General features: G+C 74.2%; 27 protein-coding genes and 1 riboswitch. Of the genes, 6 read left to right on the top strand and 21 right to left on the bottom strand.

Annotation, left to right across the window (positions count from 1 at the left end; genetic code table 11):
• Positions 1-17 precede the first annotated feature (17 nt).
• Positions 18-596: a TIGR03086 family metal-binding protein gene (locus tag AD017_RS20505; protein ID WP_010224974.1), complete on the top strand. Its 579-nt coding sequence runs from the start codon at positions 18-20 to the stop codon at positions 594-596.
• Positions 597-606: 10 nt separating this feature from the next.
• Here the strand turns inward: AD017_RS20505 and AD017_RS20500 are convergent, their stop codons facing one another.
• A complete protein-coding gene (locus tag AD017_RS20500; protein ID WP_060575168.1) occupies positions 607-1,491 on the bottom strand; it encodes a tagatose-bisphosphate aldolase in 885 nt (294 codons plus the stop codon).
• A 25-nt stretch (positions 1,492-1,516) separates the two neighbouring features.
• Complete coding sequence (locus tag AD017_RS20495) at positions 1,517-2,872, bottom strand: L-fuculokinase (RefSeq protein WP_060575167.1); 1,356 nt, start codon at positions 2,870-2,872, stop codon at positions 1,517-1,519.
• An 89-nt stretch (positions 2,873-2,961) separates the two neighbouring features.
• Between AD017_RS20495 and AD017_RS20490 the strand changes: the two genes are divergently transcribed.
• The gene (locus AD017_RS20490) at positions 2,962-4,194 is read left to right on the top strand and encodes an HAD-IA family hydrolase (protein ID WP_227013343.1); all 1,233 of its coding nucleotides are present in this window, start codon (positions 2,962-2,964) and stop codon (positions 4,192-4,194) included.
• Positions 4,195-4,203: 9 nt separating this feature from the next.
• On the opposite strand, the gene AD017_RS20485 is transcribed toward AD017_RS20490, so the two are convergent.
• Positions 4,204-5,178 carry a LacI family DNA-binding transcriptional regulator gene (locus AD017_RS20485; RefSeq protein WP_060575166.1) on the bottom strand — a complete coding sequence of 325 codons (975 nt, stop codon included), beginning with the start codon at positions 5,176-5,178 and terminating at the stop codon, positions 4,204-4,206.
• A 214-nt stretch (positions 5,179-5,392) separates the two neighbouring features.
• Here AD017_RS20485 and AD017_RS20480 point away from each other — a divergent pair, with 214 nt between their 5' ends.
• Positions 5,393-6,772 (top strand): sugar porter family MFS transporter, encoded by a 1,380-nt coding sequence (locus tag AD017_RS20480; protein WP_060575165.1) that lies wholly within the window; start codon positions 5,393-5,395, stop codon positions 6,770-6,772.
• 27 nt (positions 6,773-6,799) lie between these two features.
• Here AD017_RS20480 and AD017_RS20475 read toward each other — a convergent pair whose 3' ends face one another.
• From AD017_RS20475 to AD017_RS20455, 5 genes are all read right to left on the bottom strand, one after another.
• Positions 6,800-7,054, bottom strand: coding sequence for a hypothetical protein (locus AD017_RS20475; protein ID WP_060575164.1), 255 nt, complete (start codon positions 7,052-7,054; stop codon positions 6,800-6,802).
• A gap of 234 nt (positions 7,055-7,288) precedes the next feature.
• Positions 7,289-7,678 carry a hypothetical protein gene (locus AD017_RS20470; protein WP_060575163.1) on the bottom strand — a complete coding sequence of 130 codons (390 nt, stop codon included), beginning with the start codon at positions 7,676-7,678 and terminating at the stop codon, positions 7,289-7,291.
• A 387-nt stretch (positions 7,679-8,065) separates the two neighbouring features.
• On the bottom strand, positions 8,066-8,464 hold the full coding sequence (locus AD017_RS20465; RefSeq protein ID WP_060575162.1) for a glycerol dehydratase reactivase beta/small subunit family protein: 399 nt from the start codon (positions 8,462-8,464) through the stop codon (positions 8,066-8,068).
• A complete protein-coding gene (locus AD017_RS20460) occupies positions 8,461-10,317 on the bottom strand; it encodes a diol dehydratase reactivase subunit alpha (protein WP_060575161.1) in 1,857 nt (618 codons plus the stop codon). Before AD017_RS20460 ends, AD017_RS20465 begins: the two co-directional genes overlap by 4 nt.
• A gap of 43 nt (positions 10,318-10,360) precedes the next feature.
• The gene (locus AD017_RS20455) at positions 10,361-10,942 is read right to left on the bottom strand and encodes a propanediol/glycerol family dehydratase medium subunit (RefSeq protein ID WP_010239684.1); all 582 of its coding nucleotides are present in this window, start codon (positions 10,940-10,942) and stop codon (positions 10,361-10,363) included.
• Positions 10,943-11,166: 224 nt separating this feature from the next.
• On the opposite strand from AD017_RS20455, the gene AD017_RS20450 reads away from it, so the two are divergent.
• Positions 11,167-12,390: an IS110 family transposase gene (locus AD017_RS20450; RefSeq protein ID WP_060572134.1), complete on the top strand. Its 1,224-nt coding sequence runs from the start codon at positions 11,167-11,169 to the stop codon at positions 12,388-12,390.
• A 5-nt stretch (positions 12,391-12,395) separates the two neighbouring features.
• Here AD017_RS20450 and AD017_RS20445 read toward each other — a convergent pair whose 3' ends face one another.
• The 5 genes from AD017_RS20445 to AD017_RS20425 all read right to left on the bottom strand — a co-directional run bounded on the left by AD017_RS20445 (position 12,396) and on the right by AD017_RS20425 (position 16,735).
• Positions 12,396-14,108: a propanediol/glycerol family dehydratase large subunit gene (locus AD017_RS20445; protein WP_060575160.1), complete on the bottom strand. Its 1,713-nt coding sequence runs from the start codon at positions 14,106-14,108 to the stop codon at positions 12,396-12,398.
• A 1-nt stretch (position 14,109) separates the two neighbouring features.
• A complete protein-coding gene (locus AD017_RS20440) occupies positions 14,110-14,532 on the bottom strand; it encodes a diol dehydratase small subunit (protein WP_010239681.1) in 423 nt (140 codons plus the stop codon).
• Complete coding sequence (locus AD017_RS20435; protein ID WP_033200358.1) at positions 14,529-15,440, bottom strand: MIP/aquaporin family protein; 912 nt, start codon at positions 15,438-15,440, stop codon at positions 14,529-14,531. Before AD017_RS20435 ends, AD017_RS20440 begins: the two co-directional genes overlap by 4 nt.
• Positions 15,441-15,450: 10 nt before the next feature.
• Positions 15,451-15,855 carry a heme-binding protein gene (locus AD017_RS20430; RefSeq protein ID WP_029239851.1) on the bottom strand — a complete coding sequence of 135 codons (405 nt, stop codon included), beginning with the start codon at positions 15,853-15,855 and terminating at the stop codon, positions 15,451-15,453.
• 169 nt (positions 15,856-16,024) lie between these two features.
• Positions 16,025-16,735 carry a GntR family transcriptional regulator gene (locus AD017_RS20425; RefSeq protein ID WP_227013342.1) on the bottom strand — a complete coding sequence of 237 codons (711 nt, stop codon included), beginning with the start codon at positions 16,733-16,735 and terminating at the stop codon, positions 16,025-16,027.
• Positions 16,736-16,823: 88 nt separating this feature from the next.
• Here AD017_RS20425 and AD017_RS20420 point away from each other — a divergent pair, with 88 nt between their 5' ends.
• Complete coding sequence (locus AD017_RS20420) at positions 16,824-18,287, top strand: LuxR C-terminal-related transcriptional regulator (RefSeq protein ID WP_060575159.1); 1,464 nt, start codon at positions 16,824-16,826, stop codon at positions 18,285-18,287.
• On the opposite strand, the gene crcB is transcribed toward AD017_RS20420, so the two are convergent.
• From crcB to AD017_RS20395, 6 genes are all read right to left on the bottom strand, one after another.
• Complete coding sequence (gene crcB / locus AD017_RS20415) at positions 18,284-18,658, bottom strand: fluoride efflux transporter CrcB (protein WP_010239667.1); 375 nt, start codon at positions 18,656-18,658, stop codon at positions 18,284-18,286. The two genes, AD017_RS20420 and crcB, sit on opposite strands and share 4 nt — an antisense overlap.
• Positions 18,655-19,083, bottom strand: coding sequence for a CrcB family protein (locus tag AD017_RS20410; RefSeq protein WP_227012796.1), 429 nt, complete (start codon positions 19,081-19,083; stop codon positions 18,655-18,657). The genes crcB and AD017_RS20410 overlap by 4 nt, the downstream gene beginning before the upstream one ends.
• Before the next feature lie 27 nt (positions 19,084-19,110).
• A riboswitch (Fluoride riboswitch) is annotated at positions 19,111-19,174 on the bottom strand.
• 33 nt (positions 19,175-19,207) lie between these two features.
• A complete protein-coding gene (locus tag AD017_RS36500) occupies positions 19,208-19,384 on the bottom strand; it encodes a hypothetical protein (protein ID WP_255358493.1) in 177 nt (58 codons plus the stop codon).
• Positions 19,354-19,674 (bottom strand): hypothetical protein, encoded by a 321-nt coding sequence (locus AD017_RS36495; protein WP_227012906.1) that lies wholly within the window; start codon positions 19,672-19,674, stop codon positions 19,354-19,356. Before AD017_RS36495 ends, AD017_RS36500 begins: the two co-directional genes overlap by 31 nt.
• Positions 19,675-19,719: 45 nt before the next feature.
• The gene (locus tag AD017_RS20400; RefSeq protein WP_033200357.1) at positions 19,720-19,929 is read right to left on the bottom strand and encodes a dodecin; all 210 of its coding nucleotides are present in this window, start codon (positions 19,927-19,929) and stop codon (positions 19,720-19,722) included.
• Between the two features lie 60 nt (positions 19,930-19,989).
• Positions 19,990-21,174, bottom strand: coding sequence for a DUF418 domain-containing protein (locus AD017_RS20395; protein ID WP_060575158.1), 1,185 nt, complete (start codon positions 21,172-21,174; stop codon positions 19,990-19,992).
• A 182-nt stretch (positions 21,175-21,356) separates the two neighbouring features.
• Between AD017_RS20395 and AD017_RS20390 the strand changes: the two genes are divergently transcribed.
• Positions 21,357-22,166, top strand: coding sequence for a glycosyltransferase family 2 protein (locus AD017_RS20390; RefSeq protein ID WP_060575157.1), 810 nt, complete (start codon positions 21,357-21,359; stop codon positions 22,164-22,166).
• A gap of 79 nt (positions 22,167-22,245) precedes the next feature.
• Here AD017_RS20390 and arsB read toward each other — a convergent pair whose 3' ends face one another.
• Both arsB and AD017_RS20380 read right to left on the bottom strand, forming a co-directional pair.
• A complete protein-coding gene (gene arsB / locus AD017_RS20385; protein WP_060576504.1) occupies positions 22,246-23,271 on the bottom strand; it encodes an ACR3 family arsenite efflux transporter in 1,026 nt (341 codons plus the stop codon).
• A 59-nt stretch (positions 23,272-23,330) separates the two neighbouring features.
• Positions 23,331-23,705, bottom strand: coding sequence for a helix-turn-helix transcriptional regulator (locus AD017_RS20380; protein WP_060575156.1), 375 nt, complete (start codon positions 23,703-23,705; stop codon positions 23,331-23,333).
• Between the last annotated feature and the right edge of the window lie 61 nt (positions 23,706-23,766).

Below are 23,766 nucleotides of genomic sequence, written 5' to 3'. Positions count from 1 at the left end.
CAGGGAGGGCGACGAACATGGGCGACGTGACTGCCGACCGGACCCCCGCCGACGAGTACCGCGAGATCGCGGGCCGGTTCACCGAGGTCGTCGAGGGCGTGCCCGGCGACGACGCCTGGGACCGGCGCTCGCCGGTGCCCGAGTGGACCGCCCGCGACGTCGTCGGTCACCTCGTGGAGTGGTTCCCTGCGTTCCTCGCGGGCGGAGCCGGCGTGACGCTGCCCGCGGGGCCCGGCGTCGACGAGGACCCGGTCGCCGCCTGGCGCACCCTGAGCGACGGCGTCCAGGCCCTGCTCGACGACCCGGCGTCGGCAGGCCGGACGCTGAGCAACCCGCACATCGGCGAGCTCGACGTCCCCACCGCCGTCTCCCGCTTCTTCACCGCCGACGTCTTCCTGCACACCTGGGACCTCGCCCGCGCCACCGGCCAGGACGCGACGCTCGATCCCGGACGGTGCGCGACGATGCTGGAGGGGATGCTGCCGCTCGACGACCTGCTGCGCGCGAGCGGCCAGTACGGCCCGCGGGTGGCGGTCCCGGACGACGCCGACGTGCAGACCCGGCTGCTCGCCTTCATCGGGCGGGACCCGCGCTGACCCGCGGCCGTCAGGCGTCGACGACCGACTCCAGCTCCCGCAGCCGCGGCAGGGCGCGCCCGGTCAGGTGCTGCTCCCGCACCTCCGCGGAGATCGACAGGCTGTCCTTCCACAGCGACCGGCCCGCCATCGCCCCGGCCGCGCCGTTGTCGACGGCGACCTTCACCTGGCCGATGAAGGTCTCGTGGTCGACGCCGGCCGACAGCACCGCCCACGGCACGCCCGCGGCCGCCTCCGTCACCGCGGCGGCCGCCTCGGCCGAACCCGGGTACTGCAGCTTCAGCACCTTCGCCCCGCAGTCGACGGCCAGCTTCGCCCCGTCGGCGACCAGCGCCGGGAACGCGGCGGCGTAGTCCGCGTCGGACTCGCCGTCGAGCTGGTAGGTGAGCAGCTCGACGATCAGGAGTACGCCCTCGTCGGCGCAGTCGCGCACGCAGTCGCGGATCTGTGCGGCGACCGTCGAGTCCGGGCCCTGGCGGTCCGGGCGGGTGTAGAAGAGCATCTTGGCGACGTCGCCACCCAGGTCACGGACCCGGCGCGCGGTCACGCCCGGCACGAACCGGGTGTGGCGCAGGCCGTCGACGGTCTCGTAGCCGGAGGCGTCCATCCCGACGACGAGTGCGGTGTCGCGCGCCAGCGTGCCGTCGTCGACGACGCCCGGCAGCGCCACCTCCGGGTCCAGCAGGATCGCCGGCGCGGAGTTGGCCAGGTGGCGGACCAGGTCGGACTTCGCCTCGGCGAGCTCCTCGGCGCTGATCGCGTCGGCGCCGTCCGGCGCGTCCGCCATGGCCTTGCGCATGCCGTTGCGCTGGTCGGCGGCGACGATCAGCATCCGCCCGCCGGGGGTGGAGATCGCGGTCAGGCCGCGGCGCTCGGGGGTGGTGAGTGCGTTCATCGGTTCCTCCTGGTGTGGTGCCTGGTCAGCGGGCCGGCGCGGAGTCGCCGGCAGGCGTCAGCCGGGCGGCGACGAGTGCCGCGCCGTACGCGGTCTCCTGCGCCCGGCCGGAGACGGTCACGCCGGGCAGCACCTGCGCGCGGGCCCGCCGGACGCTGTCCATCCCGGCCCATCCGCCGGTGAGCGTGGCCGACGTCGCGGGCGGGAGCTCCCGGTCGATCGCGGTGACAAGGCGGGCGATCTCGTCGTTGCTGTGCCGCAGCACGGCGGCGACGACCTCGGCGGGGCTCACGCCGTCGGTGCGCACCGTGATCGCGAGCTCCCCGTCGTCGTTGCGGGCCCCGGACACCTCGATGCCGCCGTCGGGCAGGGCGCCCTCGTAGGGCAGGTCCAGCACGGCGGCGTCCAGCCGGTCCCGTCCGGCGCGGTCGCCGACGCCGAAGGTCTGCAGCGCGCGGCGCAGCAGCAGGCCGGTCTTCACCCCGGCGACGAGCACGTGCTTCCCGGGGACGACGTGCCGGACCTCGTTGATCAGGTACTCGGCCAGCCGGGCCCGTGCCGCGTAGCCGAGCGGGGCGTCCACCACCCGCAGCAGGACCTCGGCGGTGCCGATGGACACGTGGTAGTGGCCGTCGCCGATCGTCCCCGCGGCCTCGGCCGCCACCAGGTGGTCGTGCCCGCCGACGGCGATCCGGGCGCCGGCGAAGGGCGCCGGGAACCGCTCGGAGACCGCGCCGAGATCGGTCCCGGCCGGTTCGAGCGGCGGTAGGAACGCGGGCGTCACGCCGAGCTCGTCGAGCATCGCGTCCCACGGCAGGCCGGTGTCCTGGTCGAGCAGCCCGGTGCGGGAGGCCAGCGAGTACTCCGCCGTCGGGCGGCCGCCGAGCACGGTGGCGACGAACTCGGGGAGGTTGAGCCAGCACCGGCCGTCGAGCCGGATCCCGCTGTCGCGCAGGTACGCGAGCTTGGCCACCGAGGTCTGCGCGCCGAGCGGCAGCCCGGTCCGGCCCGCGAACTCGGACCGGATCCGCTCCGGGAGGTTCGCCACCTGCTCCGCACCGCGCGGGTCGAACCAGGCGAAGGCCGGGGCGACGGCGTCGCCGTCCCCGTCGAGCAGGACACCGCTCTCCCCCATCCCCGCGACGGCGATCGCCCCGACCGTCCGGTCGGTGACGGTGGCGAGCCGCCCGGCCGCGGCGCCGACCAGCCGGTGCACCGCGGAGACGAGGGTCGGAACCGGGAGGTCCGCGGTCCCGCCCGGACCGGGCCGCCACGGCGTCGGGATCTCCTCGACCAGGACCTCCGTGCCGTCCTCGTCGAGAACGAGCAGCTTGATCCCGGTGCTCCCCAGGTCGATCCCCGCCACGAGCCGGTCGTCCATGGGACCGGACCCCCTCCCGCACCTCGCCGATGACTCCGGTGTCATGTCTTGCCATGACACCGGTGACTTGTATCGATATCGTCGGCAGCATGACGTCGCGTTGTCAACCCGGCCGGCCCACGGTGATCGCGGTCTCGGGAGCCGCCGGGAGCGGCAAGTCGACCCTCGGCCGCACCCTCGCCACGACCCTGCGGGCCCCGCTGCTCGACCTCGACACGCTCACGAACCCGCTGCTCGACGGTCTGCACGGCCCGGTGCTGACCGAGCACTGGCTCACCGGGGAGCACCGGTCCACGATCCGCGACGCGCGCTACGCCGCCCTCCGCGCGACGGCCGCCGAGGTCGCGGGCACGGCCGGGACCGTCGTGCTGGTCGCGCCCTTCACGGCCGAGCTCACCGGCGGGCCGGAGTGGGAGGCGCTCGCCGCTGCCGTCGCCCCCGCCGAGCTGCGGATGGTCCACCTGCGCGGGGACGCGGAGCTGTTCGCCCGGCGCCGGTCCGCCCGGGCCGAGCCGCGCGACGCGCACCGACCGGCCGATGCCGCGCCGACCGGCACCGGCCCGGCACCGCCCGCCGCGCCACATCTGGCCGTCGACGCCGAGCTGTCCCCCGCCCAGCAGGAGCTGCGCGTGCTGCGCGCGCTCGGGGTGCGGACCGCCGTCGATCCGGACGCACCGGTGTTCGCCCGGACGTTCGACGCCGTCCTGTCCGACCTGGACGGCGTGCTGGCCGACTCCACGGCGTCGGTCGTCCGTTCCTGGGACCGGTTCGCCCGGGAGCTGGGCGCCCCGCCCGCCGCCGTGCACGGCAACCACGGGCGGCCGGCCCGGATGCTGGTGGAGGCGCTCGTCGGCCCGGACGGCGTGGAGGAGGGCCTGCGCCGGATCGAGGCGATCGAGGTCGCCGACGCGACCGGCGTCGAGCCGGTCCCGGGTGCACGCGAGCTGATGGCGTCACTGCCCGGCGACCGGGTCGCGGTCGCCACCTCCGGCACCCCCGCCATCGCCGGGGCCCGCCTGCACGCGGCCGGGATCACGCCGCCGGACGTGCTCGTCACCGCCGACGACGTGCGGCACGGCAAGCCGGACCCGGAGCCCTACCTGCTGGCCGCCCGCCGGCTCGGGGTCGACCCCGCCCGGTGCCTGGTGCTGGAGGACGCCCCGGCCGGCGTCGCGGCGGCCCGTGCCGCGGGCTGCGCGGTCGTGGGCGTGCTGGGCACCGTCGGTGCCGGGGAGCTCGCGGAGGCCGATCTCGTCGTCGACGGACTGGACCGGCTCCGGGTGTCCGCGGGCGCGGACGGGCTGTCGGTCACCCCGGCCTAGCACCGGCACCTACCGGCAGGACTCGCGCTCCACCAGGCGGACGGGCAGCACCGTGCGGCGGCGGAACCGCCTGCGTGGGTGGTCGAGCCGGTCGAACACGCGCTGCGCGGCGTGCTCGCCGAGCGCGAACGGGTCCTGGTCGACCACGGTGAGGGCCGGGGAGAGCATGTCCGCCATCGGGAAGTCGCCGAACCCGACGACCGCGAGCCTCCGGTGCCGCAGCACCGGGACGAGCGCCATGCTGCTGCGCGCGTTGGACGACAGGATCGCCGTCGGCGGGCCGGGCAGCGCGTCCAGCCGCCCGACGACGGCCGCGGCGCTCGCCCGGTCGATCGCCCCGAACTCCTCGTAGCCCTCCGGCACGGTCAGGCCGGCGTCGGCGAGCGCGCCGCGGTAGCCGAGCAGCCGGTTGCGGGCGGTCGGCAGCTCGGGCAGGTCGCCGACGAACGCGATCCGCTCGTGACCGTGCCCGATCAGGTGCTCGGTGGCCGCACGGGCACCACCGGCGTCGTCCTCGATGAAGGAGTCGGCCGCCACGCCCACCGGGGCGCGGTCGACGAACACGATCGGCAGCCGCTCCCGCCACCGGGCCAGGTACGAGTGGTCGGCCTCGACGGGAGCGACGACCAGTCCGCTCAGCGACTGGCTCAGCAACCGCCCGATCGTCTCGTGCTCCGTGCGCGTGGTGTGCCCGACGCTGGTGACCACGGTGGACATGCCGCGGTCGAGCGCGAGCCGGTTCACCGACTCGGCGACGGCGGCGAAGAACGGGTCGAGCAGGTCCGGGACGACGACGCCGACCACCGGCGCGCGGCCCTTCCGGAACGTGGTGGCCACCGAGTTCGGCACGTAGTTGAGCTCGCGCAGTGCGGACTCGACGCGGGTGCGGGTCTCGGGCAGCACGTGCTCGTCGTCGTTGAAGACACGCGAGACCGTCTTCGCGCTCACACCTGCTCGGGCGGCGACGTCTCGCATCGTGGTCATGACGACGTGGCCGGACCTTTCCACAGGGGGTGCGGCGACCGGCGGCGCCGGCAGCGGGGCCGGTCCCGGTCGGGTCGGCGCAGTCTATCGGCCACCGCCCCGGAGGGACCACGGACCGATCATGTCACCGATGTCGCGGTCGCGCTTGACATCGGTGTCATGCCGTCTTCTACTGACGCCGGAGAGACACCTCGAGAACAACCGGAGACATCAGATGAACGACAACGCGGTCGTCGGCACACCACGACGGGGGACCGGGGCCACGGTGATCGCGGCCCTCGGCGGGCTGCTCTTCGGGTACGACACCGGCATCATCTCCGCCGCGCTGCTCTACCTCGGGCCCGCGTTCGGGCTCAGCGACCAGGCCAAGGAGATCGTGGTCGCGTCGCTGCTGGTCGGCGCGATCGTCGGTGTCGCGGGCGGCGGCACGGTGATGGACCGGATCGGCCGCCGGCGCACCCTGCTCGGCGTCGCGGTGCTGTTCCTCACCGGGGCGGTCGCCTCCGGCCTGGCGGGCTCGCTGACCGTCCTGCTCCTCGCCCGCATCGTGCTCGGCCTGGCGATCGGGGCCGCGTCGGTCGCGGTGCCCGCCTACATCGCCGAGATCGCGCCGGCACACCTGCGCGGCCGGCTCGTGTCGGTCAACCAGCTGATGATCTCCTCCGGGATCCTGCTCTCCTACGTCACCGGCTACGTGCTGTCGGACGCGCAGGCGTGGCGCTGGATGCTCGCGATCGCCGCGGTCCCCGCTGCGGTCATGCTGGTGGCGCTCCCCCGGCTCCCGGAGAGCCCACGGTGGCTGCTCGCGAAGGGCCGTGAGGACGAGGCGCGGGCCCTGCTCGCCGACGGCCGCAGCCCGGCCGAGGTCGACGACGAGGTCCGCGGCATCACCGAGGCGATGCACGCCGAGACCCGGTCCACCGTCCGCGACCTGCTCGGCTCCCGGTTCCGGCCGGGCATCGTCCTCGGCGTCGGCGTGGCCGCGACGAACCAGCTGGTCGGCGTCAACGCCGTCACCTACTACACCCCGACCCTGCTCACCGGCTCCGGTTTCGGGGAGTCGGCCGCGATCCTGTCGTCGGTCGGGCTCGGTGTCGCGAACGTCGCCTTCACCCTCGTCGGCCTGGTCCTCGTGGACCGGATCGGGCGCCGCCCGCTGGTGCTCGGCGGCACCGGCCTCGTCGTCGTCGCGCTCGTGGTGATCGGCGCGGTCTACGCGTTCACCGACCTGAGCGGGATCTGGGCCGCCGTCCTGCTGGCCTTCCTGATGATCTACCAGGCGTCCTTCGCGGCCAGCCTCGGCCTGGCGATGTGGCTGGTCAACAGCGAGGTCTTCCCGACGGAGGTCCGCGGCAAGGCGGGCAGCGCCGGCCTCGCCACGCACTGGATCCTGAACCTGTTGATCTCGGTCACCGTGCTGACCACGATCGACGCGATCACCCCGAGCGGGCTGTTCTGGCTGTACGCCGTCCTCGGCGGCCTCGGCCTGGTGTTCCTCTACAGGCGCCTGCCCGAGACCCGTGGCCGCACGCTGGAGGAGATCGACGCCGAGCTGAACGGCGGACGTCCGGCCCGGCAGGCACCCACCGGCTGAGGGCCGGCCGGGTCCGGGCCGCCGCGGTCACCCCTGGTCCTCGGCGAGGGCCACCGTGGTCCCGACCGTCATCACCTCCACCGGGAGGAGTCCCGGATCGGCCACGGGCGCGTCGGCCCCCTCGGCGGGCGCGGCCGCGCCGGCGTCGGCGCCGCGCCGCGGACGTCGTTCGGGAAGGCGTGCCTCGATCCACGCCATCCCCATCGTGAGCACCATGACCAGCAGTGGGACGCACAGCGGGATCCAGAGGTCCCCCACGCCGGTACCGACCGTCGACGCCATCGGAGCGCGGTCAGCGTGCGGATCCGGGACTCCTCTCCGGTCCGGTCCGTGGGCGCTCGTCGCGCCCGCCGCCCCGTGTCCTCCCGGGTGACCACCACCCGGTGGCCCCCGTCGCGGCACCGCCCCGGACCCGTCGCACCACGGCACTCCCCTTCCGCTCGCACACTCCGCAGCCGCCGGAGGGGAGCACTCGGCGGCGGCCCTACCCTGGTTGGTTGTCGCGTCCGACCGACGTCATTCGTCGGGACATTCGGCCAGGTACGCGAGATTCGCCCGGTCCCAGACGGGCGCGTTCGCCGAGGCGAGGTGCGCCCACATGATCGCGTGCTCGACCCCGCCGCCGTAGAGGCGGCCGATCTCGGACCGGCCGAAGATGGCCTCGTTCGCGGCCGACAACTCCCGGACGACGGCGGCCGGTGAGACCGGGACCGGATCGACGCACCCGGTCAACGGGGCCGCCCCGCCGTCGCGCACCCACACCAGGGCCGCGACCGCGCCCCGGTGGAAGTCGTCGACGCGGACGTCGCGCCCGGCGCTCCCGTTGCCGTCCCCGAGCCGGACACGCAACGTGGAGATCATCTCGTCGAGGACGTCCGGGGCCCTCGTCCGGCGCAGCTCAGCCATGCACACCACGCCCGCAGGCGGCCCCGCCCCGAGGCGGGACCGTCGGGTGTCCCCACCCCTCGACGGGGGCACCGGGGCAGGCACGCACCCGGGCGGGCGCACCGGCCCGATCCCGTCGCGAACCGGCCGAGACCATCACGACCATCCTCTCGCTCGCTCGCCGGTCGCCACCCGTGCGACGCTCGTGACCAGGATCGATCGCGCTCCGCCGCCGGTACCGGAACTAGCAGGGCTACTCCCCTCGATGATCACCTACAAGGCTCTTCACGACCGGCGTCGTGAACTGGCCAACGGCGACGCGGACCGGACGAACACGGGCCGGCCGGAACGCGCGGCATCGTCCGCGGGGTCGTCTTCGCCCGGAATCCGCACGGGTGGGAGCGGATGTCAGCAGCGTCCGGGGGGTTCCACCGGACGGAGTGACGTCCGCAGCGGCAGCCCGGCGACGATCCGCGCCGCGTCGCCGCCGAGCACCCGCACCTGCGCCGGGCCGGCACCGGGACCGAGCGTCAGGAGGACGTGCGGCACGAGGGCGTGGTGCACCGCGACCGTCCCGTCGCGGGCGACGCCCACGCCGACCTCGAGCCGCGACTCCGCCGCGGCGTGCCTGCCGAGCTGCTCCGCGCCGGTGTCCCCCGCTCCTCCGTCCACGGCCCCGGCCGGCGCCGTCGGGATGCCCTGCTCCTCGACGCCCGCGTACACCTCGCGCACGACGACCGCGGGGGCGGCGGCGTGGACGGCGACGAGCACCGCGGGCGGTGACGGGGCCGGACCGTCCCGGCTCACGTCGCCACCCGGTGCCCGGCCCGCCGCGTCGTCCCCGCCGCGACGCCGGCGTGGGCGTCCACCAGCCCGGCCGCGACGGCGTTGCGCGGGCCCTCGGTGCCGTGCACGTTGCCGATGCCGCAGACCACGCCGTACGGGGCGAGCGCGTCGGCGACCATCGCCGGGATCTCGAAGTCCAGCGCCGACCCGCCCAGCAGCACCACCGACCCGAGCAGCCGCAGCGACCCCTGCGGGGCGACCTGCGCGAGGGCGCGGAGCGCGTTGACGACGAACACCCGCTGCTTGGCGGCGCGCCGGACCCGGCGGACCTCCTCCAGCGAGCCGCGCACGGGCACCGCCGCGAGCCCGTCCGGGGTCACGGTGACGACCTTCGCGAACACGTGCGGCGGCAGCGGCTCACCGAAGAACTGCACCGACCCGTCCTCGTGGCGGACGTGGAAGAAGCTCTCCACCTTCGCCAGCGGATGCCGCTTCACCGACTCGGCGGCCTCGCGGTCGTCGATCCCCAGCTCGGAGCCGATGAGCCGGGTGACCAGCTCGCCCGCACCGGCGACGTGGACGGTCGAGACGGTGCCGTCGGCGTCGAGCAGGGCCGCGTCGGTCGAGCCGCCACCCATGTCGACGATCGCGATCGGGACCGACGAGCCCGGCGTGGTGAGCGCGCCGCGCACCGCGACCTCGGCCTCCACCCCACCGATGACGGTGTCGCAGCCGAGCTCGGCGGCGAGCGCGCTGGCCACCGCCTGCATCCGGCTGCGGCTGGTGCGGACCATCGCCGCGAGCGCGACGGCGTTCTCCCGGGAGACCTCGCCCGCGAGCCCGCCGCGCACGGCGGCGGGCACCACGGTGTCCACGGCGAGGACGTCCCGGATCCGGATCTCCGACGCGGGCTGCCCCGTCACGTCGGTCATCGTGTCGCGGACGTTCGCGAGCATGCCGCCGACGTGGGTGCCGGGCTCGCCGTGCACGTCGGTCAGCGGGGCGACCCGCGCGACGGCGTCCATGATGGCGTCCGCGCCGTCGTCGACGCCGACGTCGAGCGTGCGCCCGGAGCCCGACAGCGTCAGCGTCCCGACCGGGATGCGCCGGTCGGTGACGTCACCGGCCGGTGTCCGCACGACGACGGCGGACCGGTTGCCCGAGAGCGCGCGGGCCACCGGGGAGACCTGCCGGGTCTGCTCGGCGTCGAGGTCGAACGTCGACGCCAGCCCGTAGGAGTCCGACAGCGTGCGGATCGTCCTCCCCGGCGGCGCGACCTCCACCGCCGCGAGCATCCCGAGGGGGACCCGCTCCACGGCGGACACCTCGTCGACGACCGGGATCCGGTGCCGCAGCCGGTTCACCACGAGGACCGCGTCGTCGCCGTGCAGGACCGCGGCGACGACCACGACGCCGCGGTCGGACGCCCGGTTCAGCCGCTCCGCGACGTCGTCGAAGTCGGCACCGGCGGCGACCACGACGACGACCGGGCTCCCCGCCGCGGTGCCGCCGAGCCCGTCGAGGGGCACGGTCGTGCCGACCCCGATCCCCTCGCCCCCCGGGGTCTCCGGGTTGTGCCCGATCATCGTGGACTCGGTGATGACGGTCTCGGTGATCGTCTCCATCGCGAGCCCGCTGATCACCGGCGTGGCCTCGTTGAGCAGCACGGTCGCGAGGTCACCGGCCGGCCGCCCGGCGGCCTCCAGGGCCCGCCGGACGGCCGTGACCGCCCCCGCCGTGTTGGCCGGGGTGCCCTTCACCCCCGTCGTCGCGGTCAGCGAGGACGCGAGGCGTCCGACCGCACCGCCGGACACCTCGGCGACGCACGCCTCGGTGGTGGAGTTGCCGATGTCGACGCCGATGACGAGGGACACTCCCGGCCTTCCTGCTCGGTACGGCGCACGCCGCGGGGTTCGGTCAGTCGACGCGGGTGATGACCGGCTCGACCTCCACCGCGGCGCGGGAGTGGTCGATGCACTCGAACTCCTTGATGTGCAGCAGCGCCGCCTTCGCCTGCCAGCGCGGCCGCGCCATCTGGTCGTTGCGGGTCGGCACCGGGCGGGGCGACCGGCCCTGGGCGTACTGGGCCGCGTTCGCACCGATCATGCGGAACACCTCGGCGTCGAGCAACGGGGCCTGCGGGAACAGCTCCAGGTTCGACAGCCGCGGCAGGTCGCGCTGGTGGACGACGGTGGTGCCACGGGACAGCACGCCCACCGCGATCCCGGAGCCGGACAGCGAGGCCCCGAAGTGCGCGATCGCTGCCAGGTCGGCGGTCCGGAACACCTTGATCAGCCGTGCGGTGCCGCCCTGCTCCTCGATGCCGGCGAGCAGCTGCCGGACGACCTCGGCGTGCGGTACCTCGACGATCGTCTTGGTGAACGGGTCGCCGAAGGCCGGCGAGAGCGCGACGACGACCTCCTCGGGCCGGGTGCCCCGCTCCGCGGTCCCGGTCTCGCGCAGGGTCAGTGTCCGGAGCGGTTCGACTGCGGCGGTCATGAGACCTCCCTAAGGTCGTAGGTGTTCGGGGTTGGTGCCCCGGATGCCCGGGACGACGGGGTGTGGCTGATGAGGTGTTGTCGCTTCGGTGGCTCGGAAGGAATGGCCGCCCCGTCGTGCTGGACAGGCCTGGCCACTGATTCGGATCTGTGCGGACCGTCGCTGATTAGGGACCTGATGGCGGGTTGTCCACGGGCGTGACCTGCAACGACAGGAGCCTGCGCGTGGCGCAACGGCCAGTGATCTGGATCGGGATCGACGTCGGGAAGAGGACGCACCATGCGTGCGCGATCGATACCGACGGCAAGGTGGTGTTCTCCCGCAAGGTCAGCAACGACCAGGCCGCGATCGAGGCGTTGCTGGCCCGCGCTGCGGAAGCGGCCCAGGACGTGCGGTGGGCCATCGACCTGACCTGCAGCTATGCGGCGCTGCTGCAGGTGGTCCTCACCGCGGCCGACCAGCAGGTGGTCTATGTCCCCGGTCGGGTCGTCGACCGGATGAGCGGCGTGTTCCGGGGCGAGGCCAAGACCGACGCCCGTGACGCGAAGGTCATCGCCGAGACCGCCCGCATGCGCGGCGCCGACCTCACCACGGTCACCGCCACTGATGAGACCACTGCCGAACTGGCCCGGCTCGTGGCCCATCGCGAGGACCTGATGGCCGACTGGGTGCGCGGGGTCAACCGGCTGCGTGACCTGCTCGGGTCGATCTTTCCCGGTCTCGAGGCGGCATTCGACTATTCCACCCGCAGCGCTCTGGTGCTGGTCACCGGGTTCCAGACACCCCAGGCCCTCCGGGACGCCGGCGAGGCAGGGGTGATCGAGTACCTGCGTGCCCATCGGGCGTGGGCACCGGGTATTGCTGCGATGGCCGCCACCGCGGTCGAGGTCGCCCACGCCCAGACCGTGGCACTGCCCAGCGAGACGCGGACCGCGATCCTTGTTGCCGGCCTGGCCCGACGACTGCTGGAACTCGACCGGGAGATCAAGGACACCGACAAGCTGATCACCACCGTGTTCCGCTCCCACCCGGACGCGGCGATCATCGAGTCGCTGCCCGGTCTCGGACCCATCCTGGGCGCGGAGTTCCTCACCGCCACCCACGGCGGTGTCGGCCCTGAACTGGGCGGATTCACCTCTCCAGGGCGGCTGGCCTCCTACGCCGGACTCGTCCCGGTGCCCCAGGACTCCGGCCGGATCAGCGGGAACCTGCGTCGCCCACGACGCTACAACCGCCGCCTGCGGCGAGTGTTCTACATGGCCGCACTGTCCAGCCTCAAGGTCAATGGCCCGTCCCGGGCCTTCTACCAGCGCAAACGCAGCGAAAGAATGCTTCATACCCAGGCTCTGCTCGCCTTGGCCAGACGCCTGGTCGACGTCCTGTGGGCCCTGCTGCGTGACCGGAGGATGTTCACCATCACCGCACCACAACCCGCTATCGCGGCTTGACACGGTCATTCGGATTCCTCCTCGGGGTTCTCGGCGGAGGTGACGTGGCGGAGCTTCTTGAGCTCCTCCCACCGCTCGCCGGACAGGCGGTAGCCGGTGCCGGGGCCGGCGTAGTCGTTGGCGTCGTTGATCGCGGCCAGCGGCACGAAGTCGCCGGTCAGCACGGCCGCGGTCTGCAGCAGGTCCCCGGACACGCGCTGGCGGAGCACCTGCAGGTAGTTCTCCGCCACGTCCCCGAAGCCGGAACGCTCCAGGATCCGCACCAGGTCCAGCCCGGTGACGCCGCGCTCCATCACGCTGCGGGCGCCCTCGAGGTCGGCGAGCACGTCGCGGTCGGGGTAGTCGTCGCTGGAGTCGGCGTAGGTCGCCGCCTCCACCTCCTCGTCGGTGATCGCGGGGAGGTCGAGCTCGGCGAACACCGCCTGCAGCGCGCGGGCGGCCTTGTTGCGGACCTGCAGGATGACGTCGTCGCGGACGTGCCGCAGGCCGCCGTCGACCTGCATGTCGCGCTGGATGACGTTCCAGTCGTCGTAGTCCTCGGTGTCGAGGTTGGACCCGGCGAACATGTTGTCCCGGTTCGGCACCGCGGAGTAACCGGAGCACACGAAGTCGGTGCCCGGCAGCATCTGCGGCAGCAGCCGGCTGGTGCGGCGCATCGGCGAGTGCGAGAACGACTGGTCGTTGCCCGACGCGCACTCCAGGTCCATCCAGCTGGCGACGAGGTTCTCCGCGGCGACCGCCCGGATCCCGCCGGGCACCGCCCCGGGGACGCCGATGCAGGAGATCGAGCCGTTCTGCAGGCCCTGCACGCCCGCGCCGCGCGCCATGAGGATGCACCGGATCTCCAGGTACAGCATGGACCGCCCCTCGGCGTTGCCCATCTGCACCTCCGAACCGGTGCCCGAGGTGAAACGCATCTTGATCCCGCGCGAGGCGTAGGCCGAGGCCAGGAACGCCTTCGACCACGGGGTGTCGTCGCCGTCGACGAACACCGACTCGGTGCCGTAGATGGAGATCGTCTCGGCGTAGGCGGTGATCCCCCGCATGCCGAGATCGAGCTCGGTCGCCTCCTCCAGCGCGCACTGGGTGAGGACGCCACCGCGCCCGACCTGGGCGCCGACCTGCAGGCCGATCGCCACCAGCGGCGCGTAGCGGACGACGCCGAGGGTCGTCTCCAGCTCGGCGAACCCGCGCACCGCACCCTCGGCGGCGTCGGCCGCGACCTGGATCGGGTTGTCCTTCGCGCTCGTGGAGTGCGCCTGGTTGGCGGGCGTGCGCCGCGAGCGGGTCCTCTGGATGCCCATCATGATCTCGACGACGTTCATCAGCTTGACGACGTCGAGGATCTTGGCCGGGGTCATCCCACGGCCGAGCGCGACCACCTCGTCGCGGGTGGTCCGCGGGTCGCAGAGCATCCTGGCGATCTCGATCGACGGCGTTGCGAGGGCGTCCTCGCAGGTCGCGACGTCGATCGCGTGGTCGGCGATGAAGGTGTCCATGAAGTCGAACTCGTCGCGGGTGCGGCCGTCGAGCTCGACGATCCGGCCGTCCTCGACGCGCACGCCCGGCTTCGGGTCGAAGTCGGACTCCATCGCGACGAGACCCTTCTCGGGCCACTCCTCGACGAAGCCGTCCAGGTTGACCGGGCGGTCCTCGAGAATCCCGGTGCGCGTGGACGTCCGCACCGTCGAGTCGGGACGCGGGGCTACGGCGGTCATGTCAGTCCTCCTCGGCGAGCAGGTTGCGGGCCGCGTAGACCTGCGCGGCCTCGCGGACGAGCGCGGCGCACAGGGGGGCGGAGTAGGTGGCCTCCAGCCGGGCGGCGATCGACTCGAGCCGGTCCGCGCTCGACGCGTTGGGGCGCAGCGCGTTGTACATGGCGAGGACCTCGTCGTCGGGGATGGCGGTCATCTCCGCGGCACGGCGGCAGTTCTCGCCCAGCTGACGGCGGCCCATCGACTCGGCGATGCTGCCCTGCATGACCAGCGTCGCGGGCGTCACGCGCAGGTCCTCGGCGGTGACGTCACCGGCGACGACGGCGGCCATCGTGATGTCGGACAGCGCCTTGCCGGTGGGCGTGCGGAGCAGCTCGGGCCGGTTGACCGAGAGCGGGTAGTCGGCGGGGGTCAGGTCGACGGTCATCGGGACGCCTCCTTCGGGGGCGGGGACGGCTGGGACGGCAGGTCGCCGGGGACGACCTCGACCGCGGTGATCGGGTGGCGCGGGTCGGCGACGGCCCCGGCCTCGGCGGACTCCGGGGTCGGTGCGGGCGCCGGTGCGGCGAGGGCCGCGGGCACCTCGAGACGCTCGATGAGCAGGACGTACAGGCCACCGCCGATCAGCGCACCGATCACCGGCGCGACGATCGGCAGCCACCAGTACGGCGTGCCGTCGGCGGTGCCCCAGGCGCCGTCGTAGCCGGTGAGCCACTGTGCGAGCCGGGGCCCGAAGTCACGGGCCGGGTTGATCGCGTAGCCGGCGTTGGTGCCCCACGCGAAGCCGATCCCGAGCAGCAGGAACCCGACCATCAGCGGGAGCAGCTGGCCCGCGGCGCCCTGCAGCGTCGCGAGCAGTGCGAACAGGACGAACACCAGCAGCGCGGTGCCGACGATCTGGTCGAAGAACGCCGTCCCGATCCCGTGGTTGGGCAGCGTCGAGAAGATCGTCTGGGACGCCGTGGTCAGGCCGGGGTCGACCGACGCGATCCCCGAGGCGTACACCCCGCGGGTCACCAGCGCGGCGAGGAACGCCCCGAGGGTCTGCGCGGCGATGTAGGGCAGGACGCTGCGCCACGGCAGTCCGCGGTAGACCGCCATCGCGAGGGTGACGGCCGGGTTGAGGTGGCCGGCGCCGAGGCGCCCGGCCACGTAGATGCCCATGATCAGGCCGGCGACCCAGCCCCAGGTCAGGGTGGCCCAGTCACCGGCGTCGCCGCCGGAGACCACCATCTGCGCCACCGCGGCGGTGCCGAAGACGACGAGGACGAACGTGCCGGCGAGCTCGCCGACGCACTCACGGACGAGCGGCGACGGTGCCACGGATCGCGTCATCGCGGGCCCCTCATTCCTTGATCGCCGCGACGGCGGCCTCGGCGACGAGGGTGTCCTGCTCGACGGAGCCCGCGCTGACGCCGACGGCGCCGACCAGCTCGCCGTCGCGGTGGACGGGGATCCCGCCGCCGAAGACGACGAGCCCGCCGGCGGTCTGCTCCAGGCCGTACAGCTCGGCGCCGGGCTGGACCAGCGGGGTCAGCGCGCCCGTCGGGGCCTCCATGAGGACCGACGTCACCGCCTTGCGCTGGGAGATGTCGATGCTGGCGCGGATCGCGCCGTCCTGGCGGGCGAAGGCCAGCAGGTGCCCGCCGGCGTCGACGACGGCGACGTTCATCGGTTGGCCGATGCGGTCGGCCTCGGCCAGCCCGGCGTCGAGCATCCGGCGTGCCTCGGCAAGGGTCAGTCCCGGCATGCGGTCCTCCGCGGATCCGGTGGGCGCCCCGCTCCCGGTCGCCGTGCGACGGTCCGGCGGGGCGGCCGGGCACCGCCCGGCGACGACGGACACTAGGAGCGCCCCGACCGGCCGACCACGGGGAGAGTCCCCACCCCCGGCCCTGGGGGATCTCCCCCACGACGAGGGGTCAGCCGCCGATCGGATGACCCCCCGCGGGGCGGGTACCGGCCCGCTGGCCCCCCAGCACGGAGACGCGGGTGGCGTCGAGGTGGTCCCGCAGCCGCTCGCGGGTCCCGGCGCGGTCCCCGCGGCCCAGCGCGTCGACGATCGCCTCGTGCTGGGTGAGGATCTCGTGCGGCCGGGAGGGCCCCCGTTCCAGCGAGCCGAGGTTCATCCGCAGCTGACGGTCGCGCAGCGAGGCGTAGAGCTCCAGCAGGATCGCGTTGCGCGCGCTCTCGACGACGGTGATGTGGAAGCGGCGGTCGGCCTCGGCGAACGCCCGCTGGTCGCCCGAGGCCAGCGCGGCGCGCTGGACGTCCAGCACGTCACGCAGGGCGCGGGCCACGACGGCGCGCTCGGCCTCGGACACCGCGCAGAGCTTCTCCAGCGCGTGCCCCTCGACCAGCTCGCGGGCCTCCAGCACGTCCTCGACCTCGTGCGGCGACACCGCGACCACGAGCGCCCCGCGCTTGGGGAACAGCCGCAGCAGCCCCTCGGCCTCGAGGCGCAGGAACGCCTCCCGCACCGGGGTGCGGCTCATGGCGAGCGTCTCGGCGACCTGGCCCTCGGTGATGAGGTCCCCGCCGGGGAACGAGCCGTCGAGGATGCGTGACTTCGTGTCGCGGTAGGCGCGCTCCTTGGCCGATGTCCCCGCCGGCACACCACCGTTCCCCGCCACGTCACCGCCCTTGCCCTCGACTCGGCGCGACCCTACTCTCACTCCATCAATGCATCTTGTATGCATCATGCGTCGAGGAGGACGGCTGGTGGTCGCAGCGGCACCGTCGGGCGCGCTCGCGGCCCGTCCCGGCCCCCCGGGGTCCGTGCACCCCGGCGACGGCGACCCCCTGCTGCACCGCATCGCCGACCACCTGCGCACGCTCACCGGCGGTGCCGGTTGGGTCGTGCGCGTCGACGAGGCCCGCGGATCGTGGGCGGGGGCGGTGGACGACGGCGGCGTGCCCGGCGACGTCGTCGCCCGGCTGCTCGCGACCCGCGCGCCGGTGCACGACGAGTCCCCCGGGCGCCGCCCGGTCCTCGCCGTGCCGGTCCGGCGCGGCCCCCGCATCGTCGGCGCCTGTGTCGTCACCGGCGGGATCGACGGCTTCTCCTCCGCCGACGTCCACCTCGCAGAGCTGTTCGCCGACTACGCCGCGCTCGCGCTCGCCGACAGCGGTGCGCTCGCCGGGCGCACCCTCGAACAGGCCGTGCGCCAGGAGCTCGCCTGGGTGGAGGCGCAGGGGACCCCCCGCGCGGACCTCGTGACCGTCGGCTCCGGGACGATCCCCGCCGAGACCGCCGACGAGGTGTTCCGGACGGTGCAGGAGGCGCTGCTCAACGTCGCGGTGCACGCCGGCGCGGCCTGCGTGCGGATCGGGGTGGTGCACGGCCCCGGCACGCTCACCGTCCTGGTCGAGGACGACGGCCGCGGGTTCGACGCCTCGGCGGGCACCCGGCTGCACGTCGCGGCCGCGGGCGCGCGCCTCGGCCTGCGTTCCATGGCGGCCCGGGCCCGCCGCCTCGACGGCGAGCTCGAGATCGACAGCAGCCCCGGGTCCGGGACCCGGCTGCGCCTGACCGTGCCCTGCACGACGGTGGCCCCAGCCGCACCGGGCCGGGTCCGGACCGGGGTGCTCGTCGCCGCGGCCCGCCCGGTGGTGCGCGCCGGGATCGTCCGCCTGCTGCAGCTCGGCGAACCCGGGCTCGGCATGGTCTCGGAGGTCCCCGACGCCGCCGACGCCGACCGGATCGCCGGCGCCTGCCGGCTCCTCGGCCCGGACGTGCTCGTCGTGGACCACGAACTGCTCGGCGACGACCTCGGCGTGCTCGACCGCCTCGCGGCCCTCCCCGACCCGCCGGCCGTCGTCCTGCTCGCCGAGGACTGCCCCGACCAGCGGCTGCGCGCCGCCGTCGCCGCCGGGGTGAAGGGCTGCGTCGACCCGGACGCCGACGGGGCACGCCTGGCCGCCGTCGTCGGTGCCGCCGGACGCGGCGAGACCCTCCTCGCCGACGAGCAGCTCGGGCGGCTCGCCGCGCCGCGGCGCACCGTGGGTCTCCCGGGGATCACGCCGCGGGAGGAGGAGGTCCGGGCGCTCGTCGCCGACGGCCTCACCGACCGCCAGATCGCCCGCACGCTGGCCATCTCGGCGAAGACGGTCGAGAAGCACGTCGGCTCGCTGCTGCGCAAGACCAGGACGAGCAACCGGACGATGCTGGCCCGGCTGGCCTAGACCGCGAGTCCGGCCAGCGCCCATCCCGCGGCCGCCGACCCGACCCCCACGATCATGCTGACCAGCAGGTACGCCGTCGCCGTCAGCCGCTCGCGGACGTCGAGGAGTGCGACCACCTCGTAGCTGAAGGTGCTGTAGGTCGTCAGTGCGCCGCAGAAGCCGGTCGCGGCCAGCAGCTGGGCCCACGGCGGGAGCGCCGCCGACGCACCGGCGAGCCCGCCGAGCACGAACGACCCGATGACGTTCGCGGCGAACGTCCCCCACGGGAACGCGGTCCGGACCACCCGGCGTCCCAGCCGGTCGAGCAGGTACCGCAGCGGTGCCCCGACCGCCGCCCCGAGCGCCACCAGAAGCGCCGACGACGCGGTCACCGGCCGGTCCCCCGGCGCGCGGCCCGGCGGGTGAGCGCGACACCCGCACCGCACGCCGCGACGGCGAGCAGCGGCGTCGCCACCAGGTACCCGACGGCGGCGGCGGTGCGGCCCGCGGCGGCGAGGTGCAGCAGGTCGACCGACCACGTCGAGAACGTCGTGTACCCGCCCAGCACGCCGGTCGCGAGCAGCGGGCGGAGCAGCGGGTGCGGGGTGGTCAGCTCGACCAGGACGGTGAGCAGGACCCCGATCAACAGGCAGCCCGACAGGTTGATCACGAACGTCGTCCACGGCCAGCCGCCCGGCCCGTCGGGGAACAGCACGCCCAGGACCCAGCGGGCCTCCGCGCCGGCGACGCCGCCGGCCGCCACCGCCCCCAGCACCGCGGGCGTCCGCGGGTTCCTCGGTGACCGATGCTCGTCCACGCACACCACTCCCACACGGCCGTCTCCGGTCGGGTAGGAGCCATCAGCCCGGGCGGGCGGTTGTCGGCGGAGCCCCATCGCCGTCGAGGGGGCACCGTACCCCGGCCCGGCCGGGAGCGGCGGCTCAGCACCGGTAGTACCGGAGCGTCACCGGGCCGCCGCCGGGCGCCGTCCAGCCGGCGGTCCCGGTCCCGACGTGCGTCCAGCCGGTCCGCTCGTAGAGCTCGATCGCGGCACCACCGCCGGGCTCGGCGACCTCGAGCCCGAGCGTCAGCCCGTGCCGCCGGGCGTGCTCCCGCACGTGGTCGAGCAGCAGCCGCGCGATCCCCCGGCGCCGTCCCCGGGGGCGACGAACAGCCGGCCGACCGTCGCGACGGGCGCGATGCCGACGTCCGCGGTGAGCAACACGTGCCCGGCGACGACGTCGTCGACCGTCGCCACCCAGGCACCCAGGAGACCGTCCGGTGCGAGCCACCCTGCGGGGTCGCCGGGCCAGACCATCGGGTACCGGTCGGTCCCGTGCACCGCGGCCAGTGCGGCGACGCACCCGGGCAGGTCGTCCGGGCTGCGCCGCCGGATCCGTGGGTCCACGGTCGGCCATCATCGTCCCGGTCCGCGGACGGACCGGTCGGGGCCTCAGTCGGTCTCGACCTTGAACCCGACCTTCATGGCGACCTGGAAGTGCTGGACGGCGCCGTCGTCGAGGTGCAGCCGGATGTCGCTGACCTGTGCCCAGTCCAGGTTGCGGAGGGTCTTGGAGGCGTCGGCGATACCGGAGCGGATGGCGGCGTCCACTCCGTCCGACGAGGTCCCGACGATCTCGGTCACGCGATACGTGTCAGCCATGCCCGATGGTTCCCGTTCCGCGGCGCGGCAAACCGCGCCGCGCCGCGCGCCGTGGGCCGCCTACGCCGGTGCGGTCTCGCGACGTCGCGCCGGGGTCCGGTAGGTGAGGTGGCGCAGGAGCGCCTCGGCCGGCCCGCGCCGGCCCGTGCGGCGCAGCAGGTCCGCGATGACGACGGTGGCCGCCCACGTGGCGACCGCGACCCCCGCGGCCGCGGCGGCGCCCAGCCCGCCGCCCAGGTCCAGCAGGGACGGTTCGGTGAGGACCAGCCACACCGGCGACTGGGCGATGTAGAAGGTCATCGACCGCCGGCCGCACGCCACCAGCGCGGTCGTCACCCGGCCGCGCGTGCCCCCGATGCGGTCGGCGACGAGCGCGATGGCCGCCATGAAGGCGAGCCCCCCGGCGATGCCGGTCCCGGCGAACACCGCCACCGCGGCGGCAGCGGCACCGGGCGTGCCCGGCGTCCACACCCCGACGGCCTGCAGCGCGACCGGCTGCGCCCCCAGGACGGCGACCGGGAAACCGAGCAGGACGACGCGCCACAGCAGCGACCGGTAGCGGTCGGGCTGCTCCAGCAGGCGCATCCGGCCGACCCAGACACCGACCAGCACCGCCGGCAGCACGGTGAGCGCGGAGAGCGGAAGCAGCGGGAGCGCCACGGCGCGCTGGAGCGCACTGTCCACGAGCGTCGGCCCGACGGCGAGCGGCGTGTCGGACGCGGCCGCCGTCTGGAGGAGGGTCGAGGCGGCCACCCCGATCAGGAGGGTCACCGCGGTGACGATCCCCAGCCGGCGCCCGGACCACGAGACCACGCCCGCGAACACCACGGCGACCACACCGTAGGCACCGATGACGTCCCCGCCGTAGAGCAGGACGACGTGGGCGGCACCGAACACGACCAGCCACGCCCCGCGGCGCCGGATCAGCCGCCGCGCCTGCGCCGGGTCCCCGCCCGGACCCGAGAGGCGCCGGGTCATCTGCACGAGGCCGTATCCGAAGAGGAGCCCGAACAACGGGGCGGACCGTGCGTCCACGAAGGACGTCAGCAGCCACTGGACGGCGACGTCGAGCGGGCCGCCACCGGCCGGGGTGGTCATCGAGTTGCCTCCCCCGTGCAGCATCCGGGAGTGGGCGAGCGCGATGAGCAGCAGCATCACCCCCCGCGCCAGGTCGGGGGCCAGCAGGCGTTCCGACTCCGGGGTGGGTGTGGACGGACCGGGCACGGGCGGACGGGATCTGGGCACGGGCCCGACGCTAGGAACGCCGTCCGGTGTCGCGCATCGGTCGAGAGGCTGGGACCACCCGACCGAAGTCGGAGACGTGACGCACGTCATGCCGCGGCCCCTTGAGGATGCCGCAGCGGCACGGCCTTACCTGGACCCACTCCACCCGGACGCTGAGACCCGGCCCCACAGAGGAGAGACCCATGCCGCACCACCACCCCGTATCGCCGATCCACCCGGCGGGCACCGGTCCCGTACGCAGCTCGTGCCCGACGGTGTCGGTCGTCGTGCCGACCCGCAACGAGGCGCGCAACCTGGAGATCGTGCTGCCGGAGCTGGCGGCCCAGCCGCTGGTCTCGCAGGTCGTCGTGGTCGACGGGCACTCGGTGGACGGTACGACGGACGTGGCGCGCCGGGTGCTGCCCGCCGCGACCGTGGTCACGCAGACCCGTCGCGGCAAGGGCAACGCGATGGCCTGCGGCTTCGCCGCGGCCACGGGCGACATCGTCGTCATGTTCGACGCGGACGGGTCGGCGGACCCCGCCGAGATCCCCGCCTTCGTCGAGGCCCTCGTCGACGGCGCCGACGTGGCGAAGGGGAGCCGGTTCCGCTCCGGCGGCGGGAGCGACGACATCACCCCGCTACGGAGGTGCGGCAACGCCGGCCTCAACGCGGTCGCCAACCTGCTGTTCCGGACGTCCTACACGGACCTCTGCTACGGCTACAACGCGTTCTGGGCGGACGTCCTGCCGGTCCTCGAGCTGCCGGCCGTCGAGACGCCGGACGCGGGCGGGCCGCTGGCCTGGGGCGACGGGTTCGAGATCGAGACGATCCTGAACTGCCGGATCGCCGCCGCCGGGCTGAGGATCGCCGAGGTCGCCTCGGTCGAGCGTGCCCGCGTCCACGGCGAGACGAACCTGCGGACCTTCGCCGACGGCACCCGGGTGCTGCGGACGCTGGTGGCCGAGTACCGGCGGTCCCAGCGGCCGCGCGTTCCCGTCGCCGTCCACTGAGGTCCCGTGCGTCAGCCTCCGGCCGTCTGGGACCGGCCGGCGTTGTGCACGCAGACGAACAGGACCTCCGGTACAGCGGTCATGCGGGACCCTTCCAGCGTCGGCGTGCGGCGATCGAGACGGAGACCAGTGCGACCAGGACCGGGACCTCGATCAGCGGTCCGACGACCCCGGCCAGTGCCTGGCCGGAGGTGACACCGAACGTGGCGACGGCGACGGCGATGGCCAGCTCGAAGTTGTTGCCGGCCGCGGTGAAGGCGAGCGTCGTGGTCCGGGCGTAGCCGAGCCCGATCGCCTTCCCGAGCGCGAAGGAACCGGCCCACATGATCGCGAAGTAGGCCAGCAGCGGCACCGCGATCCGCGCGACGTCGAGCGGCCGCGAGGTGATCGCCTCCCCCTGGAGCGCGAAGAGGACCACGATGGTGAACAGCAGCCCGTACAGCGCGAGCGGGCCGACGCGGGGCAGGAACCGTGACTCGTACCAGTCGCGCCCGCGGGTGCTCTCGCCCACGCGCCGGGACAGGTAGCCGGCCACCAGCGGCACGCCGAGGAACACCAGCACCGACCCGGCGATCTGCCACGGCGAGACGTCCAGGTCGGTGACGGGGAGCCCCAGCCATCCGGGCAGCAGGTCGAGGTAGAACCAGCCCAGCGCGGCGAACGCGATCACCTGGAACACCGAGTTGAGCGCCACCAGCACGGCCGCGGCCTCCCGGTCCCCGCAGGCCAGGTCGTTCCAGATGACGACCATGGCGATGCAGCGGGCCAGCCCGACGACGATCAGGCCGGTCCGGTACTCGGGCAGGTCCGGCAGCAGCAGCCACGCGAGCGCGAACATCAGCGCCGGACCGGCCACCCAGTTCAGCACCAGCGACGCGACGATCAGCCGCCGGTCCCCCACGACCGAGTCCATGCGGTCGTAGCGGACCTTCGCCAGCACCGGGTACATCATCACGAGCAGCCCGAGCGCGATCGGCAGGGAGACCCCCGAGACCGTCACCGCGTCCAGCGCGGGCCCCAGCCCGGGGACCAGGCGCCCGGCCAGCAGCCCGGCGGCCATCGCCACCAGGATCCAGACCGGGAGCATCCGGTCCAGGGTGGACATACGGGCGGCCACCGGCGCCGTCCCGGGACCGATCGAGGTGCCGGCGCCGGGCCCGGTGCTCACGGCGCCACCGCCGCGTCCTCCGCGGAACGGGTGGGGAGCAGGACGGCGGACAGCCGGCCGAGCACGTCCGGGTGGACGCGGTAGTAGACCCAGGTCCCCCGCCGCTCCCCCGAGATCAGGCCCGCCTCGCGGAGGACCTTCAGGTGGTGCGAGATGGTGGCCCCGGCCAGGTCGAACACGTCCGTCAGGTCGCACACGCACGCCTCACCGCCGGCGTGCGAGGCGATCAGCGAGAGCAGGCGGAGCCGCACCGGGTCGCCCATCGCCTTGAACACCCGGGCCAGCTCGGCCGACCGGTCGGCGGACAGCGGCTCGGCCACCAGCGGCGAGCAGCACCCGACCACGTCGCTCGTCCGCACGTGTTTCGACATCCATCTACCTTGACAGATGTCGAAACAGCGGCGCAAGCTCTGTATCGACAGTCATCGAATC

The organism is Pseudonocardia sp. EC080619-01 (genome assembly GCF_001420995.1).
Classification (GTDB): domain Bacteria; phylum Actinomycetota; class Actinomycetes; order Mycobacteriales; family Pseudonocardiaceae; genus Pseudonocardia.
Note: the sequence above shows the minus strand (reverse complement) of the source record. Positions and strands in the feature narration are given on the sequence as shown.

Coding starts and splice junctions, on each gene's coding strand:
- AD017_RS20505 (WP_010224974.1), top strand. CDS start 18: ATGGGCGACGTGACTGCCGACCGGACCCCCGCCGACGAGTACCGCGAG.
- AD017_RS20500 (WP_060575168.1), bottom strand. CDS start 1,491: ATGAACGCACTCACCACCCCCGAGCGCCGCGGCCTGACCGCGATCTCC.
- AD017_RS20495 (WP_060575167.1), bottom strand. CDS start 2,872: ATGGACGACCGGCTCGTGGCGGGGATCGACCTGGGGAGCACCGGGATC.
- AD017_RS20490 (WP_227013343.1), top strand. CDS start 2,962: ATGACGTCGCGTTGTCAACCCGGCCGGCCCACGGTGATCGCGGTCTCG.
- AD017_RS20485 (WP_060575166.1), bottom strand. CDS start 5,178: ATGACCACGATGCGAGACGTCGCCGCCCGAGCAGGTGTGAGCGCGAAG.
- AD017_RS20480 (WP_060575165.1), top strand. CDS start 5,393: ATGAACGACAACGCGGTCGTCGGCACACCACGACGGGGGACCGGGGCC.
- AD017_RS20475 (WP_060575164.1), bottom strand. CDS start 7,054: ATGGCGTCGACGGTCGGTACCGGCGTGGGGGACCTCTGGATCCCGCTG.
- AD017_RS20470 (WP_060575163.1), bottom strand. CDS start 7,678: ATGGCTGAGCTGCGCCGGACGAGGGCCCCGGACGTCCTCGACGAGATG.
- AD017_RS20455 (WP_010239684.1), bottom strand. CDS start 10,942: ATGACCGCCGCAGTCGAACCGCTCCGGACACTGACCCTGCGCGAGACC.
- AD017_RS20445 (WP_060575160.1), bottom strand. CDS start 14,108: ATGACCGCCGTAGCCCCGCGTCCCGACTCGACGGTGCGGACGTCCACG.
- AD017_RS20440 (WP_010239681.1), bottom strand. CDS start 14,532: ATGACCGTCGACCTGACCCCCGCCGACTACCCGCTCTCGGTCAACCGG.
- AD017_RS20435 (WP_033200358.1), bottom strand. CDS start 15,440: ATGACGCGATCCGTGGCACCGTCGCCGCTCGTCCGTGAGTGCGTCGGC.
- AD017_RS20430 (WP_029239851.1), bottom strand. CDS start 15,855: ATGCCGGGACTGACCCTTGCCGAGGCACGCCGGATGCTCGACGCCGGG.
- AD017_RS20400 (WP_033200357.1), bottom strand. CDS start 19,929: ATGGCTGACACGTATCGCGTGACCGAGATCGTCGGGACCTCGTCGGAC.
- AD017_RS20390 (WP_060575157.1), top strand. CDS start 21,357: ATGCCGCACCACCACCCCGTATCGCCGATCCACCCGGCGGGCACCGGT.
- arsB (WP_060576504.1), bottom strand. CDS start 23,271: ATGTCCACCCTGGACCGGATGCTCCCGGTCTGGATCCTGGTGGCGATG.
- AD017_RS20380 (WP_060575156.1), bottom strand. CDS start 23,705: ATGTCGAAACACGTGCGGACGAGCGACGTGGTCGGGTGCTGCTCGCCG.